The sequence below is a fragment of the Dyella sp. KRB-257 genome (assembly GCF_049445995.1).
Taxonomy (GTDB): Bacteria; Pseudomonadota; Gammaproteobacteria; order Xanthomonadales; family Rhodanobacteraceae; genus Dyella_A.
Window position 1 is genome coordinate 1 of record NZ_JBMSDZ010000030.1, and the last position, 14,922, is coordinate 14,922.

The 14,922-nt window shown below is 68.4% G+C and carries 13 protein-coding genes; 3 read left to right on the forward strand and 10 right to left on the reverse strand.

The window, feature by feature from the left end; translation table 11 throughout:
• Positions 1–113: 113 nt before the first annotated feature.
• The 5 genes from ACO2Q2_RS15950 to ACO2Q2_RS15970 all read right to left on the reverse strand — a co-directional run bounded on the left by ACO2Q2_RS15950 (position 114) and on the right by ACO2Q2_RS15970 (position 3,983).
• On the reverse strand, positions 114–527 hold the full coding sequence (locus tag ACO2Q2_RS15950) for a hypothetical protein (RefSeq protein WP_423257156.1): 414 nt from the start codon (positions 525–527) through the stop codon (positions 114–116).
• A 12-nt stretch (positions 528–539) separates the two neighbouring features.
• Positions 540–803: a hypothetical protein gene (locus ACO2Q2_RS15955; RefSeq protein ID WP_423257158.1), complete on the reverse strand. Its 264-nt coding sequence runs from the start codon at positions 801–803 to the stop codon at positions 540–542.
• A gap of 179 nt (positions 804–982) precedes the next feature.
• A complete protein-coding gene (locus ACO2Q2_RS15960) occupies positions 983–1,537 on the reverse strand; it encodes a TlpA family protein disulfide reductase (protein WP_423257160.1) in 555 nt (184 codons plus the stop codon).
• 133 nt (positions 1,538–1,670) lie between these two features.
• A complete protein-coding gene (locus ACO2Q2_RS15965) occupies positions 1,671–3,461 on the reverse strand; it encodes an acyl-CoA dehydrogenase C-terminal domain-containing protein (protein WP_423257162.1) in 1,791 nt (596 codons plus the stop codon).
• Between the two features lie 42 nt (positions 3,462–3,503).
• The gene (locus ACO2Q2_RS15970; RefSeq protein ID WP_423257200.1) at positions 3,504–3,983 is read right to left on the reverse strand and encodes a hypothetical protein; all 480 of its coding nucleotides are present in this window, start codon (positions 3,981–3,983) and stop codon (positions 3,504–3,506) included.
• A gap of 273 nt (positions 3,984–4,256) precedes the next feature.
• Between ACO2Q2_RS15970 and ACO2Q2_RS15975 the strand changes: the two genes are divergently transcribed.
• Positions 4,257–4,724 (forward strand): SET domain-containing protein, encoded by a 468-nt coding sequence (locus tag ACO2Q2_RS15975; RefSeq protein WP_423257164.1) that lies wholly within the window; start codon positions 4,257–4,259, stop codon positions 4,722–4,724.
• A gap of 243 nt (positions 4,725–4,967) precedes the next feature.
• Here the strand turns inward: ACO2Q2_RS15975 and glpK are convergent, their stop codons facing one another.
• From glpK to ACO2Q2_RS15995, 4 genes are all read right to left on the reverse strand, one after another.
• On the reverse strand, positions 4,968–6,464 hold the full coding sequence (glpK, locus tag ACO2Q2_RS15980; protein ID WP_423257166.1) for a glycerol kinase GlpK: 1,497 nt from the start codon (positions 6,462–6,464) through the stop codon (positions 4,968–4,970).
• Between the two features lie 119 nt (positions 6,465–6,583).
• On the reverse strand, positions 6,584–7,426 hold the full coding sequence (locus ACO2Q2_RS15985) for an MIP/aquaporin family protein (RefSeq protein ID WP_423257168.1): 843 nt from the start codon (positions 7,424–7,426) through the stop codon (positions 6,584–6,586).
• Positions 7,427–7,703: 277 nt separating this feature from the next.
• Entirely contained in the window at positions 7,704–9,221 is a 1,518-nt protein-coding gene (gene glpD, locus ACO2Q2_RS15990; RefSeq protein ID WP_423257170.1) for a glycerol-3-phosphate dehydrogenase, read from the reverse strand.
• Positions 9,222–9,445: 224 nt separating this feature from the next.
• Positions 9,446–10,228, reverse strand: a complete 783-nt coding sequence (locus ACO2Q2_RS15995) for a DeoR/GlpR family DNA-binding transcription regulator (protein ID WP_423257172.1) — start codon at positions 10,226–10,228, stop codon at positions 9,446–9,448.
• 170 nt (positions 10,229–10,398) lie between these two features.
• On the opposite strand from ACO2Q2_RS15995, the gene ACO2Q2_RS16000 reads away from it, so the two are divergent.
• Positions 10,399–10,944: a type 1 glutamine amidotransferase domain-containing protein gene (locus tag ACO2Q2_RS16000; protein ID WP_423257174.1), complete on the forward strand. Its 546-nt coding sequence runs from the start codon at positions 10,399–10,401 to the stop codon at positions 10,942–10,944.
• Between the two features lie 204 nt (positions 10,945–11,148).
• Here ACO2Q2_RS16000 and fusA read toward each other — a convergent pair whose 3' ends face one another.
• The gene (gene fusA / locus ACO2Q2_RS16005; protein WP_423257176.1) at positions 11,149–13,197 is read right to left on the reverse strand and encodes an elongation factor G; all 2,049 of its coding nucleotides are present in this window, start codon (positions 13,195–13,197) and stop codon (positions 11,149–11,151) included.
• Between the two features lie 384 nt (positions 13,198–13,581).
• Between fusA and ACO2Q2_RS16010 the strand changes: the two genes are divergently transcribed.
• A complete protein-coding gene (locus tag ACO2Q2_RS16010) occupies positions 13,582–14,718 on the forward strand; it encodes a hypothetical protein (protein WP_423257178.1) in 1,137 nt (378 codons plus the stop codon).
• Positions 14,719–14,922 lie beyond the last annotated feature (204 nt).

The following is a 14,922-nucleotide window of genomic DNA, read 5'->3' on the forward strand; positions in this document are numbered from 1 at the left end:
GAACGGCGCGGCAACGAGATCGAGCCGCAGCATACCCGACAGCGGGCCTCACCCGATGGGTGAGCGGGCGGGCTCGTGCAGGTGGCTGTGTGGTGCGGTTTGGCAGGGAGAGGTCACGGAGTCAGGATTCGATCAATCGCGTCCGATAGGGCCAAATTGCGATCGATTGACTCTGCTTGATCGTAGATGTGGACAGGAACCTGACCTGAGCGGAACAACTCAATCAGGCCACTCATTGTGTGTTTTCGATAGGAGCCCTCGAAGGGAAACCCGCTGCACAGCACTGCTGCGTCGAGTCGAGGAAGCAGCTGTTTGATATTGTCGAAAATGTCTTCTTCGCTTTGTTCAAGGTGTGCGCCCGCGACACCGACCGCGACCAACCTCCTTGAGGTCGTCTGGCCCAAGTCGACGCAAGTCCACCCCCGATTTGCTGCAGCCCGCATCAGCGACTCGCGGATGAATCCCATCGGATAGATAGCAACTTCAGACGTGATGTCTCTACCAAAGCGTGCAGCAGCTTCCGTCATGGCCGGGGCTCCTCAAGCGCCGAATGGCGATCGTTCTTGGGTGAGCAGAAATTCGAATGAATCGATCACCTCTCTGGTCCACTCTTTTTCCGGCTTGCCTTGCGGATGCCTTGCCACGACGTATCGGGTGTCTTCGAGGAAGCCGCGATCTTCAACATAGCGGCATTCAGGTTTTGAAATATGGCGGCCTTTGCTGAGGAATGGCCTTGCCCAGTCAACTCCAGTCAGGAATAACAGCCGCTTCGGCTTGTAAAGCTCCACCTCCAGATTGAACAACTCGCGGCATCCTTCGAACTGGATTCTGCGCAGAGTCTGACTCGGATTGCCCTTGTCATGACGGGACAGTTTGTACAAATTCGACCAGACCAAGTGCGACGACCAAGTGTTGTGCGTTGTATTGCAGTCGTCGCAGTGGTGTCCTGGTCTGTTGATGTCAGCTATGCCTAGCTACGACGTCAATTCGCGCTATTGGTTGGCGTCGCGACGGCTGCGGCCGGCTGCTGCGCGACGAGCGCGTTGATCTCCGCCAGGATTCCGTCGAGATCGCTTTCGTCGTAGCCCACGTGCAGGTGCACGAGGGTGCCGTCACGCTGGAACATCGCCATCACCGGGATGCCGTCGTCGCTGCCGTAGGGCCTGCCGACGGCGCCGTCGCCGTCCCGGCTCATCAGCAGGTCGGGCAGGATGCGGTGCATGTTGCGCGCGACGGTGGCGAAGGTGCGCACGCTTTCCATGTGGTTCACCGCCACGATCTGCAGCGGCAGGTGCCGCTGCGTCGCCACCTGCTGGATGTTCGCAAGGGTCGGCAGCTCCTTCATGCAGTAGCCGCACCAGGTGGCCCAGAAGCTCACCACCACCACCTTGCCGCGCAGCGACGATAGCGTGAGGTATGTGCCGTCGCGGGTGACGCCCAGCGCGTCGGGCGGCGTGTCGCCCGGGTGCAGCGTCGACGCCGCCAGGGCGCCGGTGCAGGTGAGCAGGCAGGCAAACAGCACGGCCATCTGACGCATGAGCATTCCCCCCCCTTGGATTCTGTGCAGCGTAGCAATTGCTTCGATCCGCCGACAGGGCCAGGGCGGTCGACGTTCACACCAAGAAAAACGCCCGGCGGTGCCGGGCGTCTCGTGTGCGCGCGGCGGCGGCTTACGCGATCTCGGGCAGCGTCGCCACGCCCGCTTCGATGCCGGCCTGGTGCACCAGGCAGCGCGGCAGGATGCGGCTGAAGTAGAAGCTGGCGGTGTCGCGCTTGGCCTGCTTGAACGCGGCCGGCTGGCTGCTCCTGTCGGCGGCGGCCACGCTGCGGGCCCACAGGTAGGCGAGGGTGACGTAGCCGGAGTAGTACAGATAGTCGTTGGCGGCGGCGCCCAGTTCCTCCGGGTTGGCCTGCACGCGCTGGGCCAGCTTCATGGTCATGTCGCCCCACTGCCTGGCGTACACGGCGAGTGGGCCGATCAGCGCACGCAGCGACTCGTCGGCGCTGTGCTGCTGGCAGAAGCCGCTGATTTCCTCCAGCAAGTGCCTGAAGCCCACGCCCTGCAGCTGGAGGATCTTGCGCCCCAGCAGGTCGGCGGCCTGGATGCCGGTGGTGCCTTCGTACAGCGTGGTGATGCGCGCATCGCGGGCGAACTGCTCCATGCCGTTCTCGCCGATGTAGCCGTGGCCGCCGTAGATCTGCAGCGCCTCCTTGGTGCACTCGATCGAGAGCTCGGTGACCAGGCCCTTGGAGATCGGGATCAGAAACGCCACCAGCTCGCTGGCCTTCTGGCGGGTGGCTTCGTCCTTGGCGCGCGCCTCGATGTCCACCTGCAGTGCGTTGTACAGCACCAGCAGGCGCGAGCCTTCGACGAAGGCGCGCTGGGTCAGCAGCATGCGGCGCACGTCCGGCTGCACCAGCAGGTTGTCGGCCGGCTTGTCGGGGAACTTGGCGCCGGACAGTGCGCGCGACTGCAGGCGCTCGCGCGCGTAGTTGAGGCTGTTCTGCAGCGCGCGTTCGGCCAGCGCCAGGCCCTGCACACCCACCGCGAGGCGCGCGGCATTCATCATGGTGAACATCGCGGCCAGGCCCTTGTGCGGCTTGCCGATCAGGTAGCCCTCGGCGCCGTCGAAGTTCATCACGCAGGTGGCCGAGCCCTTGATGCCCATCTTGTGCTCGATGGCGCCGGCGTACGCGGCGTTGCGCTCGCCGAGCGAGCCGTCGGCGTTCACCTTGAACTTGGGCACGATGAACATCGAGATGCCGCGGCTGCCGGCCGGCGCGTCGGGCAGGCGCGCGAGGACGAGGTGCACGATGTTCTCGGTGAGGTCGTGCTCGCCGGCGCTGATGAAGATCTTGGTGCCGGTGATCCTGTACAGGTCGGCGTCGTGCAGACCCTTGCCGGCGGGTTCGGCGCGCGTCTTCAAAAGGCCGAGGTCGGAGCCGGCCTGCGGCTCGGTGAGGCACATGGTGCCGGTCCACTCGCCGGCGACGATGCGCTTCATGAACAGCTCGCGCTGCCATTCCTCGCCATGCAGTTCCATCGCGTGACAGGAGCCTTCGGACAGCAGCGGATACAGGCTCCAGGCCAGGTTGCCGCTCTGGAACAACTCGGTGGTGGCGGTACCCAGCACCGCCGGCAGCGCCTGGCCGCCATAGGCTTCGGGCATGGTCAGGCCGGCCCAGCCACCCTCGGCGAAGGCCTTGAACGCCTCCTTGAAACCCTTCGGCGTGGTGACCGTGCGGGTGGCCTTGTCGTAGTGGCAGCCCTCGACGTCGCCCGGCCCGTTGGTCGGCGCCAGCACCTGTTCGGACAGCTTGCCGGCCTCTTCGAGCACGGCGTCGAGCAGGTCGCGGGTGTGGCCTTCGCCGCCTTCCAGGCCGGTCAGCACGGCTTCCGCGCCGAGTACGTCGAAAAGGGCGAAGCGCTGGTCGTCGAGCGGGGCCTTGTAAAGCGTCATGGCGATGTCCTTCGGTGGAATGGGTGGAACGGGATCAGCGGATCAGCGGAACGTGCCGGGGATGCCCGGCACCGGCGAAAGCCAGTCGTTACCGCTGAAGTCGAAGCTGCGCGGCTGCTTTTCCTGCTCGGGTTTGGCGGTGGCGCGGCCGCTGACGCGGTAGGCCAGCGAGCCGCCGCTGCCCTTGGCCGCGGTGGCGGCGAGCGCCTTGCTCATCTGCGGCGTGGGCAGCACGTCGAGTTCGACGATGTCGCCGGACAGCGCCGGGATGTCGCGCTTGAAGGTGCCGTGCAGGCGCACCGGCACCCCCTCGGCCACCTGCAGCGTGCCTTCGATCGCGGTGAAATCCATCTCGCCGTAGCTGTTGTTCTGGATGCGCACGGTGAGGTGCCACAACCCGTCGGACTGCACCTGCAACTGCTGGATGCTCACCGCCGGCGGAAACACGCTCTTGCGCGGCGGCCCGCAGGCGAGCAGGCCCAGGGCGAGCACGGCGGGGACGATCCAGCGCAGCAGACGCATCACGGCTTCTCCAAACGATCGTTTGAATGCTCGATTCTAACCATCTTTGCGTGGTGGCCGAAACCGCCACGGGCGTGCGCGGGATGTCGCAGCTGGGGTGGGCGCTGGTGCCGAGGGGTTCAATGACGACTGCGGTTGAAGGGGCCTCAGCCCCAACAGCTTCGGACGGATGGGTGGCGTCCCTGCCGCGTCATGGCGTTGAGCCGGGGCGGCGGTTTCAACGATCACCTCGAACGGGCATCATCGGCGTTTGCCCCTCACCGGATCTTCTACATGCCCGCACGTTTCATCGCCCGCCGCTCGCCCATCCACGGCAACGGCGTGTTCGCCACCGAGGTCATCCGCAAGGGCGAGGAAATCGTCCAGTACAAGGGCACGCTGATGACCCACGACGAGGCGGACGCCATGTACGGCGACGGCGGCGAGACCGGGCACACGTTCCTGTTCACGCTCAACGACGAGTACATCATCGACGCCAACCGCAAGGGCAACACGGCGCGCTGGATCAACCACAGCTGCAACCCGAACTGCCGCGCGGTGATCGAGGAGAGCGCCAGCGGCGACCCGCGCCGGGACCGGGTGCTGATCGAGGCGATCCGCACCATCAAGCCCGGCGAAGAGCTCACCTACAACTACGGCATCGTGCTCGAAGTGCCGTACACCGCGCGGCTGAAGAAGCTGTGGCAGTGCCTGTGCGGCTCGCCCGGATGCACCGGCACGCTGCTGCAGCCCAAGCGCTGAGGGTCATATTCCGCCGCGCACCGCGCATCGTCGATGCCCTTCATCCCGCCGTGTCGTGGATGGTGTAGGAGCCCCCACCTTGTGGGCGACCGACGCGGCGGTGTGGCGAAGGCGGGTCGCGCGCAGGGCCTGCCCTCGACTCGATCGAGGGGTGCGCTCCTTGTACGGGGGGTCGCCAGGCTTCTTGTCTCACGGCACAGTCGCTCGCTACGTGAAAAAGGACGCGCAGTTGCCTTTTGGGACTCAGACCCGGAACCCCAGCGTCGCCTGCACCGCCATGGTCCATCCGGCATAGAGCGCCTCGCGTCGCTCTTTCGGCATTGACGCAGTGAAGCGGCGATCAACCGCCCACTGCTTGGCGATCTCCTCGCGGCTGCCCCAGAAGTCGGTGGCCAGGCCGGCGAGATACGCCGCGCCCAGCGCCGTGGTCTCGGCGACCTGGGGTCGCAGCACCGGCACGCCGAGGATGTCGCTCTGGAACTGGGCGAGGAAGTCGTTGGCGATGGCGCCGCCGTCGGCGCGCAGTTCCTTCAGGTCGATGTCGGCATCCACCTGCATCGCCTCGAGCACGTCGCGGGTCTGGTAGGCCATCGACTCCAGCGCGGCGCGGATGAAGTGCTCCTTGGTGGTGCCGCGCGACAGCCCGAACACCGCGCCGCGCACGTCGCTGCGCCAGTACGGCGCGCCCAGCCCGACGAAGGCCGGCACGATGTACACGCCGTCGTTGTCCACCGCGCGCTCCGCGTAGGCCTGCGAGTCGCTGGCCTTGCCCAGCATGCGCAGGCCGTCGCGCAGCCACTGCACCACCGAGCCGGCGACGAAGATGCTGCCCTCCAGCGCGTACTCCACCTTGCCGTCGACGCCCCAGGCGATGGTGGTGACCAGGCCGTTCTTCGAGGCCACGGCCTTCTCGCCGGTGTTCATCAGCAGGAAGCAACCGGTGCCATAGGTGTTCTTGGCCATGCCCGGCGCGAAGCAGGCCTGGCCGAACAGCGCCGCCTGCTGGTCGCCGGCGACGCCGGCGATCGGTACGGCGTGGCCGTAGAAGTACTGGCCCTCGGTGTGGCCGTAGACCTCGCTGGAGGAGCGCACCTCCGGCAGCATCGCCCTGGGGATGTCGAGCATCGCCAGCAGCTCGTCGTCCCACTTCAGTTCGTGGATGTTGTACATCAGCGTGCGCGAGGCGTTGGTGACGTCGGTGACGTGCACCTTGCCGCCGGTGAGGTTCCAGATCACCCAGCTGTCGATCGTGCCGAACAGCAGCTCGCCGCGCTCGGCGCGTTCGCGCGCGCCCTCCACGTGGTCGAGGATCCACTTCACCTTGGTGCCGGAGAAATAGGCGTCGATCAGCAGGCCGGTCTTGGCGCGCACCATGTCCTCGTGGCCGTCGGCCTGCAGCTGGTCGCAGATCCCCTTGGTCTGGCGCGACTGCCACACGATCGCGTTGTAGATCGGCTGCCCGGTGGCCTTGTCCCACACCACCGCAGTCTCGCGCTGGTTGGTGATGCCGATGCCGGCGATCGCCGTGGCCTTCACCTGCAGGTTGTTGAGCAGCTCGGTGATGGTGGTGTAGACGCTGGTCATGATCTCGCGCGGGTTGTGCTCGACCCAGCCCGGCTGCGGGAAGATCTGCCCGAACTCGCGCTGCGCGGTGCCGACGATGTGGCCGGCGCGGTCGAACAGGATGGCGCGCGAACTGGTGGTGCCCTGGTCGATCGCGAGGATGTATTGCTTGTCCATGAGTGACTCCTGGCAAAGCGGCGTTTGACGGCGGATGACAGCGGGCCGATGGCGCCTGCGGATTTTTCATCGAGGGGCCGGCGCGCGCAGGCGGCCGGCATGGTCAGGCAGGGAATGTCTCAGGCGGTTGCATCGGACGCCGCCGGTTGCACGCGGCCGGCCGGCGCCAGCGCCAGCGCGCGCTGGCGTGCCGGCAGGAACGGGTAGATCAGCCAGCGATAGGCGCCGCCGCCGATCACGCCGCCGATCAGCGGGCCGACGATGGGGATCCACCAGTAATTGTCCGGCGACGGCAATGCCGACTTGCCCCAGCCGGCGAAGAACGCGAACAGGCGCGGGCCGAAGTCGCGTGCCGGATTGATCGCCCACGCTTCGAGGTAGCCCATCGAGGCGCCGATGGTGGCCACCAGCAGGCCGATGATCAGCGCGCCGGAGTTGGCGCCCGGCGCCATCTCGTTGTACTGCTCGGTGATCGCGAAGATGCCGAACAGCAGGAACGCGGTGAGCACGATCTGGTCCAGCAGAGCGTGCATCGGCGTGATCGCCAGTCCCGGATGGGTGAAGAACACGCCCGCCGCGCCGCCGCCGACGCGGGTCAGCTGGTGGGTGGCGTTGTAGTGGTCGATCACCGGCTGGAACAGCAGATAGACGATCGCCGCGCCGAGAAAGGCACCGATCACCTGCGCCACCCAGTACGGCAGCACCTTCTTCCACGGGAAACCGCGGAAGATCGCCAGCGCCAGCGTCACCGCCGGGTTGGCATGGGTGCCCGATACCGACCCGGTGACGTAGATCGCCAGCGTCACCGCCAGACCCCACGCCATGCACACGCCCCAGTAGGCGTTGAGGTAGGGGCTGGGGTCGTACAGCACGTACATGCAGGCGACCGAGTCGCCCAGCGCGATGATGATGAAGATGGCGACCGCTTCGGAAATCAGTTCGCCGAGCAGTTGGCGGTTCATGCCGTCACCTCCGGCGCGGGCAAGACGGGAAGTGTCCCGTGGGGCCGGGCGATGCCGGCACGGGCGGTGTGCCCGCGCGGGGCCTGCGATTGCGGGTGTTTCACTGCATTGCGGTACGACATGCTGCGCTCCCTCCGGTGATGGGCGGTCGTGTCCGGCCCCCGCCGGATCGCGACCTCGGTGTTTTTCAGGACACGGCGCTGGGCTCCCCGGGGCGGTGTGGCCCCGGCATGGCCGCGTGACGACAGTGGTTGCAGCGGAACCCGGCGCGAAGCGCTCAGGCGCTGGCGCGTGTGTCGGTGCGCGGCGGCGCTTCGGCCAGATAGGCATGGAGCCGGGCGACATCCGGCGCGGCGATGCGCAGCCCCAGCTTGCTGCGGCGCCAGAGGATGTCCTCGGCGGTTGCCGCCCATTCGTGGCGGCGCAGGTAATCCACTTCGGCCTGGTACAGATCGGCGCCGAAATGCTCGCCCAGTGCGGCCAGCGAGGTGGCCGCGCCGATCACCGTGGCGCTGCGCGTGCCGTAATTGCGCACCAGCCGCGATGCCATCGTCTCGGGCAGCCACGGATGGCGCTGGCACAGTTCCCGCCGCAGCGCCTCGATGTCGCGGCGCTCGCCGCCGGGCAGCGGCCTGTCGGATCGGCCGGTCCATGCGCCGGCGCGGGTGGGCAGCACGTCGGCGAGACGGTCCACCGCCTCCTCGCCGAGCCGGCGATAGGTGGTGAGCTTGCCGCCGAACACGTTCAGCAGCGGCGCGCCGTCGGTGTCGAGTTCGAGCTGGTAGTCGCGGGTGATTTCCGAGGCGTTGTCTTCCTCGTCGTCCAGCAGCGGGCGCACGCCGCTGTAGCTCCACACCACGTCGGCGGGCGAGATCGAGCGGCGGAAATAACGGTTCACGGCATCGCACAGGTAGCGCGTCTCGTCGGCGTCGATGTGCGGTGCCGCGGGATCGTCGGTGTATTCCACGTCGGTCGTGCCGATCAGGGTGTAGTCGTGCTCGTAGGGAATCGCGAACACGATGCGCCGATCCGGCTGCTGGAAGATGTACGCGTGGTCGTGGTCGAACATGCGCGGCACCACGATGTGGCTGCCCTTGACCAGGCGCAGCGAGTGGTCGTGGCCCACGCCCGCCACCTCGTCCAGAAACTGCACGGCCCAGGGTCCGGCCGCGTTGACCAGCGCCCGGGTCCGGACCGTGCGCGGCATGTCGTCGGCCGTCTGCAGCTCGACGATCCAGCCGGTGGCGGAGCGGGTGGCCCGCACGCAGCGGGTGCGCGGCAGGATGGTGGCGCCCAGCGCCTGCGCGTCCATCGCGTTGAGCACCACCAGGCGGGCATCCTGCACCCAGGCGTCGGAGTAGACGAAGCCGGTGTGGAATTCCTCGCGCAGCGGCGCACCCAGGGCATTGCCGGTCAGTCGGAGCCGGCGCGATCCGGCCAGGCTGCGTTTGCCGCGGCCAAGGTGGTCGTAGAGCAGCAGGCCCAGCCGGATCATCCACGCCGGGCGCAGGTGCGACTGGTGCGGCAGCACGAAACGCAGTGGCCAGATGATGTGCGGCGCGACGCGCAGCAGCACTTCGCGCTCGGCCAGCGCCTTGCCGACCAGCGCGAATTCGAACTGTTCCAGGTAGCGCAGGCCGCCGTGGATCAGCTTGGTGCTGGCGCTGGAGGTGTGCGCAGCGAGATCGTCGCGCTCGCACAGGCACACCGAAAGCCCGCGACCGGCGGCGTCGCGGGCGATACCCGCGCCGTTGATGCCGCCACCCACCACCAGTACATCGAACTGCTCCGCCATGACGGGCTCCATGGGTTGATGATCGATTTCGCTCTCATCCGGCCACTATATGCTCGAAATAGAACATTCCTGCGGTTTTTTTTGGAGTGTAAAGTTCGATATCGATCGTTTGCGATGGTATTCGAACATTTTCAAACATTGCACGCTGCACTGCAGCGCACGTGGACCGGACCGGGGCGGCGGGCATGCGGACCGGCCACGGAGCGTAGCGGGGGTATGCGGCGTCAGCGGCCGGTGGCATGGGCCACGTGCAGATGCACGCCGGCCTCGGCCACCACCGCGGCGATATCCGCCGGTGGGGCGCGATCGGTGAACCAGGCGCCCACCGCGGAGATGTGCCCGAGCCGGACCAGCGCGTTGCGCCCCAGCTTGCTCTGGTCGGCGGCCAGGTAGACCTGGCGCGAGTGCTCGATGATGGCCTGCGCCACGCGCACTTCCTGCAGGTCGAAATCCAGCAGCGTGCCGTCCGGCTCGATGCCGGAAATGCCGATCACGCCGAAGTCCACCTTGAACTGGCTGACCAGGTCGATCGCCGGCTGGCCGGTGACCCCGTGGTCGCGCCCGCGCACCACGCCACCGGCCACGATCACCTCGAAGCTGGGGTTGTCGCTGAGCATGATCGCCACGTTGAGGTTGTTGGTGATCACGCGCAGGCCGCTGTGGCCCATCAGCGCGCGCGCCACTTCCTCGTTGGTGGTGCCGAGATTGATGAACAGCGAGGCGTCGTCGGGAATGTGCTCGGCCACCAGCGCGGCGATGCGGCGTTTCTCGTCCTGCTGCAATGCCTGGCGCGTGGTGTAGGCCACGTTCTCCACGCTGGAGGGCAGGCTCACGCCGCCGTGGTAGCGGCGCAGCAGGCCGGCATCGCAGAGGGTGCCCAGGTCGCGACGGATGGTCTGCGGGGTGACGTCGAACTGGCTGGCCAGTGCCTCCACGGTGGCGAAGCCGTCCCTGCGGACCTGGGCCATCAGCTGCTGCTGCCGCGGGTTGAGTTCCAGCTCGTTCATCGCATTCGCCGACACGAAACCGTTTCGATGGTAGCGCAGTGCGGTGTTCAACCCATCGCTCAACCCATCGCTGCGCCCACGCTCACGGCGGCAATACATTCCGGCGACGCGCACGCCATGCCGCGCTTGCCATGCTGGAGAATGTTTTCCACGCGAAGGAGCGTGCTTCCATGAGCAAGTCCAACCTGAAAGGCCGTCGCGTCGCCGTCCTCGCCACCGACGGTTTCGAGCATTCCGAGCTGACCGAACCCAGGCGCCTGCTGGAAGCGGCCGGCGCCCGGGTCAGCGTGATCGCCCCGGGTCATAGCGCGCAGATCAGGGGCTGGACCGGTGGCGACTGGGCCGGTTCGGTAAAGGTGGATCTGCCGCTGGACAAGGCGGCGGTGGACGACTTCGACGCGCTGCTGCTGCCGGGCGGCGTGATCAACCCGGACAGGCTGCGCCTCCAGCCCGAGGCGATCGACTTCATCCGCGCATTCGGCGATGCGGGCAAGCCGGTGGCGGCCATCTGCCACGGGCCGTGGACGCTGATCGATGCCGGCCTGGTGATGGGCCGCAAGGTCACCTCGTGGCCGTCGCTGCGCCAGGACCTGGAGAACGCCGGCGCGCAGTGGCACGACCGCGAGGTGGTGACCGACGGCCAGCTGATCACCAGCCGCAAGCCCGACGATATCCCGGCGTTCGCCCACGCGCTGATCGAGAAGCTCGCCGCCTGAGCTGCCCTGGTCAGCCCGGTGCGCAAGCCCGCCGGGCACCGGAAGCCCGCCGGCTCAAGGCGGGCACCGACCCGACACGGCACAACCCCACCGGGCATCGGAAGCCCTGTGGGAGCGGCTTCCGCCGCGGCGCTCTTTTGCGGCACGCACCAGCGGAAGGCATCGCGACGCGGAAACCGTGGCAGATGCCGGCGGCGGCGCGCCTCAGTCCTCGTCCGGATGCGGCTTCCACGCTTCGCTCAGCTGCTTCTGCACCGGCGGCGGCACCGGTTCGTAGTGGCTCAGCTCCATGCTGTAGCGGCCGCGTCCGCCGGTGATCGCGCGCAGCTCGGTGGCGTAGTCGGCCAGTTCGGCCAGCGGCGCCTGCGCGCGGATCAGCAGCTCGCCGCCGCGCTGCAGGTCGGTGCCGAGAATGCGCGCGCGCTTGCCGGCGAGCCCGCCGGTGATGTCGCCCACGTGCTGCTCGGGAATCGCCACCTCCACGTCCACGATCGGTTCGAGCACGATCGGCCGCGCCTTGCCCACCGCATCGAGGAAGGCCTTGCGGCCGGCGCTGATGAAGGCGACTTCCTTGGAATCGACCGCGTGATGCTTGCCGTCGAGCACGGTCACGCGCACGTCCTGCAGCGGGAAGCCGGCCAGCGCGCCGTGGTCCATCGCCTGGCGCACGCCTTTCTCGATCGCCGGCAGGAACTGGCCGGGAATCGCTCCGCCCTTCACCGCGTCGACGAACTCGAAGCCACCGCCGCGCGCCAGCGGTTCCACCTTCAGCAGCACCTCGCCGAACTGGCCGGCGCCGCCGGTTTGCTTCTTGTGGCGATGGTGGCCCTCGGCCGCCGCGGCGATCGTTTCGCGGTAGGCGATGCGCGGCGGATGGGTGAGCACCTCCACGCCGTAGCGCTCGCGCATGCGTTCGAGCGCGATCGCCAGGTGCAGCTCGGACAGCCCGCGCAGCACCGTCTCGTTGAGTTCGCGCCGATGCTCCACGCGCAGGCAGGGATCTTCCTCGGCCAGCCGCGCCAGCGCCTGCGCCAGCTTCTGCTCCTGGCCCTTGTGCTTCGGCTCCAGCGCCAGCCCGGCCATCGGCTGCGGGAACGCCATCGGCGCGAGCTGGATGCGGTCTTCGTCGTGCGAGTCGTGCAGCACGGCGTCGAAGTGGATGTCGTCCACCTTCGCCACCGCGGCGATGTCGCCCGGCACCGCCTGCTCGATCTCCACGTGGCGCGTGCCCTCGATGCGCAGCAGGTGGCCGACCTTGAACGGCTTGCGGCCGTCGTCGACGAACAGCTGGCTGTCGCGGCGCACCGTGCCCTGCCACACGCGGAAGATGCCGAGCTTGCCCACGAACGGATCGTTGACGATCTTGAACACGTCGGCGACCACGTGGCGCGATGGATCGGCGCGCACCTCCACCGGCTGGTGGCGCGCATCGAGGAACGGTGGCGGGTTTGCCTCGCCCGGATGCGGCAGCAGCCGCTCGGCCAGATCCAGCAGCTCGGCGACGCCCGCGCCGGTGCGCGCGCTGACGAAGCAGATCGGCAGCAGGTGCCCTTCGCGCAGGCACTGCTCGAACGCATCGTGCAGTTGCGCCGGCGTGATCGCTTCCTCGCCGGTATCGAGATACGCACCCATCACCGCCTCGTTGATCTCCACCACCTGGTCGAGGATGCGCTGGTGCGCCTGCGCCAGCGAGGAGAAGTCGGTGGCGCCCTCGCGGTGGAAGAATGCATCGAGCACGCGCGTGCCGCCGTCGGCCGGCAGGTTCACCGGCAGGCATTCGGGGCCAAAGGTCTCGCGCAGCTCGTCCACCAGTGCGGGCAGTCGCGCGCCCTCGCTGTCGATGCGGTTGATCACCAGCACGCAGGCCAGGTCGCGCCGGCGCGCGTGCTCCACCATGCGCCGGGTGCCGTACTCGATGCCGTTGGCCGCGTTCACCACCACCGCCACCGTGTCCACCGCCGCCAGCGCGGCGAGCGCCGGCCCGCGGAAGTCGGGGTAGCCGGGGGTGTCGATCAGTTGGATGCGGCAGTCGCCGCGCGTCACCGCGGCCAGACAACTGTCGATCGAATGCCCGCGCGCCTTCTCCTGCGCATCGGTGTCGGAAAACGTGTTGCCGCGCTCCACCGAGCCGGTGGCCTGGATCGCGCCGCCGGCGAACAGCAGCGCCTCGAGCAAGGTGGTCTTGCCGCTGCCGGCGTGGCCGGCCAGGGCGATGTTGCGGATCTGCTCGGTGCGATGGGCGTGGGCGTTCATGACGACCTCCCGGAACGCGGCGCGCGAGCGGTGCGGAAGCCGGCCCACCGCGCTTGGCGCGGCGACCGGCGAACGTGGTTGGCGAGCGGGGTGCTCCTCGATACGGACATGGCAGAACCCTCCCTGGCGCAAGCGCGGGTCCCGTGCCGGCTTGAACGGCGCCGCACGAGGCCGCGTGGCGCGGCAGACGTTGGCGGGCCGTCATGGCAGTCCGCGGCGCGTGGGCGCCGGGGCGGTCATGGCGGAGAGGCGGCGAAGGCCGCGCGCAGAGGGTTCTCCCATCGCCGCACGCGGTCAAGCTGCACTGCGGCCGGGCGGGAACCCCATGGGGAACGCACGGTCTGTGCAACGCGTGATTCACGCGGCGGTCTGCGACGCTTTCGCATGCTGGCCGGCCCGCATGCCCCGCCCACCCCGCCGAGGTCGATCATCGAACGCACGCCGCCGCTCGACCCGCACCGCTGGATGCCCGCGCCCGGACTGCAGCCGCTGGACGCCGCCACGCGCGAGCTGCTGCGCACGCTGCGTGATCGTCGACCTCCGCGTCTCAACCGGCGGTCGCGCGTGCTGGCCTGGATGCTGGTGGTGGTGCTGCATGCGTTCTTCGCGGTGGTGCTGTGGCACGAGACGCTGCCCGGTCCGCCGCGCGTATTCGCGACCAGCGCCGCGACGTCGGCCGAGCCGGTGTTGCAGGTGCGCTTCATTCCGCGCCGCACAGCGGTGGCACCGAGCGTGGCTGCGCCGCTTGCGCCGCCCGGCCCGCCGCCGCGTCCGAAGCCGGTGCGCGAAATGGCTCAGCCGGACGCGATGCGCGTCGAGGTGCCCGGCCCGGCGCCCGCGCCGACCAGCAGCGTGTCGCCCGCGCCGCGGCTGTTCGACCGCACCGGCGTGGCCCGGCTGCCTGCCGCATCCGCCACCGTGCCGGTGCCGGACTACGTGCAGCGCAGGCCCACCGGCGACATGCAGGTGATGGATCACACCTCGCCGCTGCCGTACAAGGCCACGCGCTTCGAACCGTATTTTCCGCCGCCGGGCGAGAACGCGGCGCAGGCGGGGCTGCGCAGGGTGATGGCGCCGCTGTTCAAGCAGCACCCGGTGAACCTGCCGCGCGGCGTGCACCTCAAGTGCAGCCTGCTCGGCGGCTGCGCCGATCCGCCCGCGCCGCCACCACCCAACGACGGCGACGAGCGCCTGAGCATGGCGCCGGCCGCGCCGCTGGCGAAGGATCCGCATCCGCCCGCGCCGCCCTCGCTGCAAACCTGCATCGCCGCGTGGCGCAGCCAGGGACCGCTGCCCTATGGCTGTCCGGTGGACACGCCGGCCCGCGAAGTCGACGAGGAAGTGCGCCAGTGCGTGGCGCTGTTCCGTGCGGGCAAACGCCTGCCCACCTGGTGCCCGGCCGACACCGCGCAGCGTGCAAGGGCGAAGGATACGTCGCCGACCGCCACGCCGTCGTCGGCGGATGCGTCGCCGTCGAATCGGCCGTCGCCGAACCCCCGGCCGCCGGCCACCAGTCACTGAGAGGCTGAGAATCGCCCGCCTGCTGCGACCGTCGCCAAACGTCCGTGCCGGCGGCGCGCCGCCGGCAAATCTAGGTGATTTGGCTCTCCAAATTCCCCGGGTTTGCCCCCCAATGCACCCTGTCATGAACATTGGGCGGCGCGCTCGCTACGGCGGTCGAATTTTTCTCGGCCTCTGTCGCCACGCGGGTACGGCATCGCGCCA

What these genes read in the sequence shown, in the direction of transcription:
- ACO2Q2_RS15950 (WP_423257156.1), bottom strand. Translation starts at nt 527, where the DNA reads ATGACGGAAGCTGCTGCACGCTTTGGTAGAGACATCACGTCTGAAGTT.
- ACO2Q2_RS15960 (WP_423257160.1), bottom strand. Translation starts at nt 1,537, where the DNA reads ATGCGTCAGATGGCCGTGCTGTTTGCCTGCCTGCTCACCTGCACCGGC.
- ACO2Q2_RS15965 (WP_423257162.1), bottom strand. Translation starts at nt 3,461, where the DNA reads ATGACGCTTTACAAGGCCCCGCTCGACGACCAGCGCTTCGCCCTTTTC.
- ACO2Q2_RS15970 (WP_423257200.1), bottom strand. Translation starts at nt 3,983, where the DNA reads ATGCGTCTGCTGCGCTGGATCGTCCCCGCCGTGCTCGCCCTGGGCCTG.
- ACO2Q2_RS15975 (WP_423257164.1), top strand. Translation starts at nt 4,257, where the DNA reads ATGCCCGCACGTTTCATCGCCCGCCGCTCGCCCATCCACGGCAACGGC.
- glpK (WP_423257166.1), bottom strand. Translation starts at nt 6,464, where the DNA reads ATGGACAAGCAATACATCCTCGCGATCGACCAGGGCACCACCAGTTCG.
- ACO2Q2_RS15985 (WP_423257168.1), bottom strand. Translation starts at nt 7,426, where the DNA reads ATGAACCGCCAACTGCTCGGCGAACTGATTTCCGAAGCGGTCGCCATC.
- glpD (WP_423257170.1), bottom strand. Translation starts at nt 9,221, where the DNA reads ATGGCGGAGCAGTTCGATGTACTGGTGGTGGGTGGCGGCATCAACGGC.
- ACO2Q2_RS15995 (WP_423257172.1), bottom strand. Translation starts at nt 10,228, where the DNA reads ATGAACGAGCTGGAACTCAACCCGCGGCAGCAGCAGCTGATGGCCCAG.
- ACO2Q2_RS16000 (WP_423257174.1), top strand. Translation starts at nt 10,399, where the DNA reads ATGAGCAAGTCCAACCTGAAAGGCCGTCGCGTCGCCGTCCTCGCCACC.
- fusA (WP_423257176.1), bottom strand. Translation starts at nt 13,197, where the DNA reads ATGAACGCCCACGCCCATCGCACCGAGCAGATCCGCAACATCGCCCTG.
- ACO2Q2_RS16010 (WP_423257178.1), top strand. Translation starts at nt 13,582, where the DNA reads ATGCTGGCCGGCCCGCATGCCCCGCCCACCCCGCCGAGGTCGATCATC.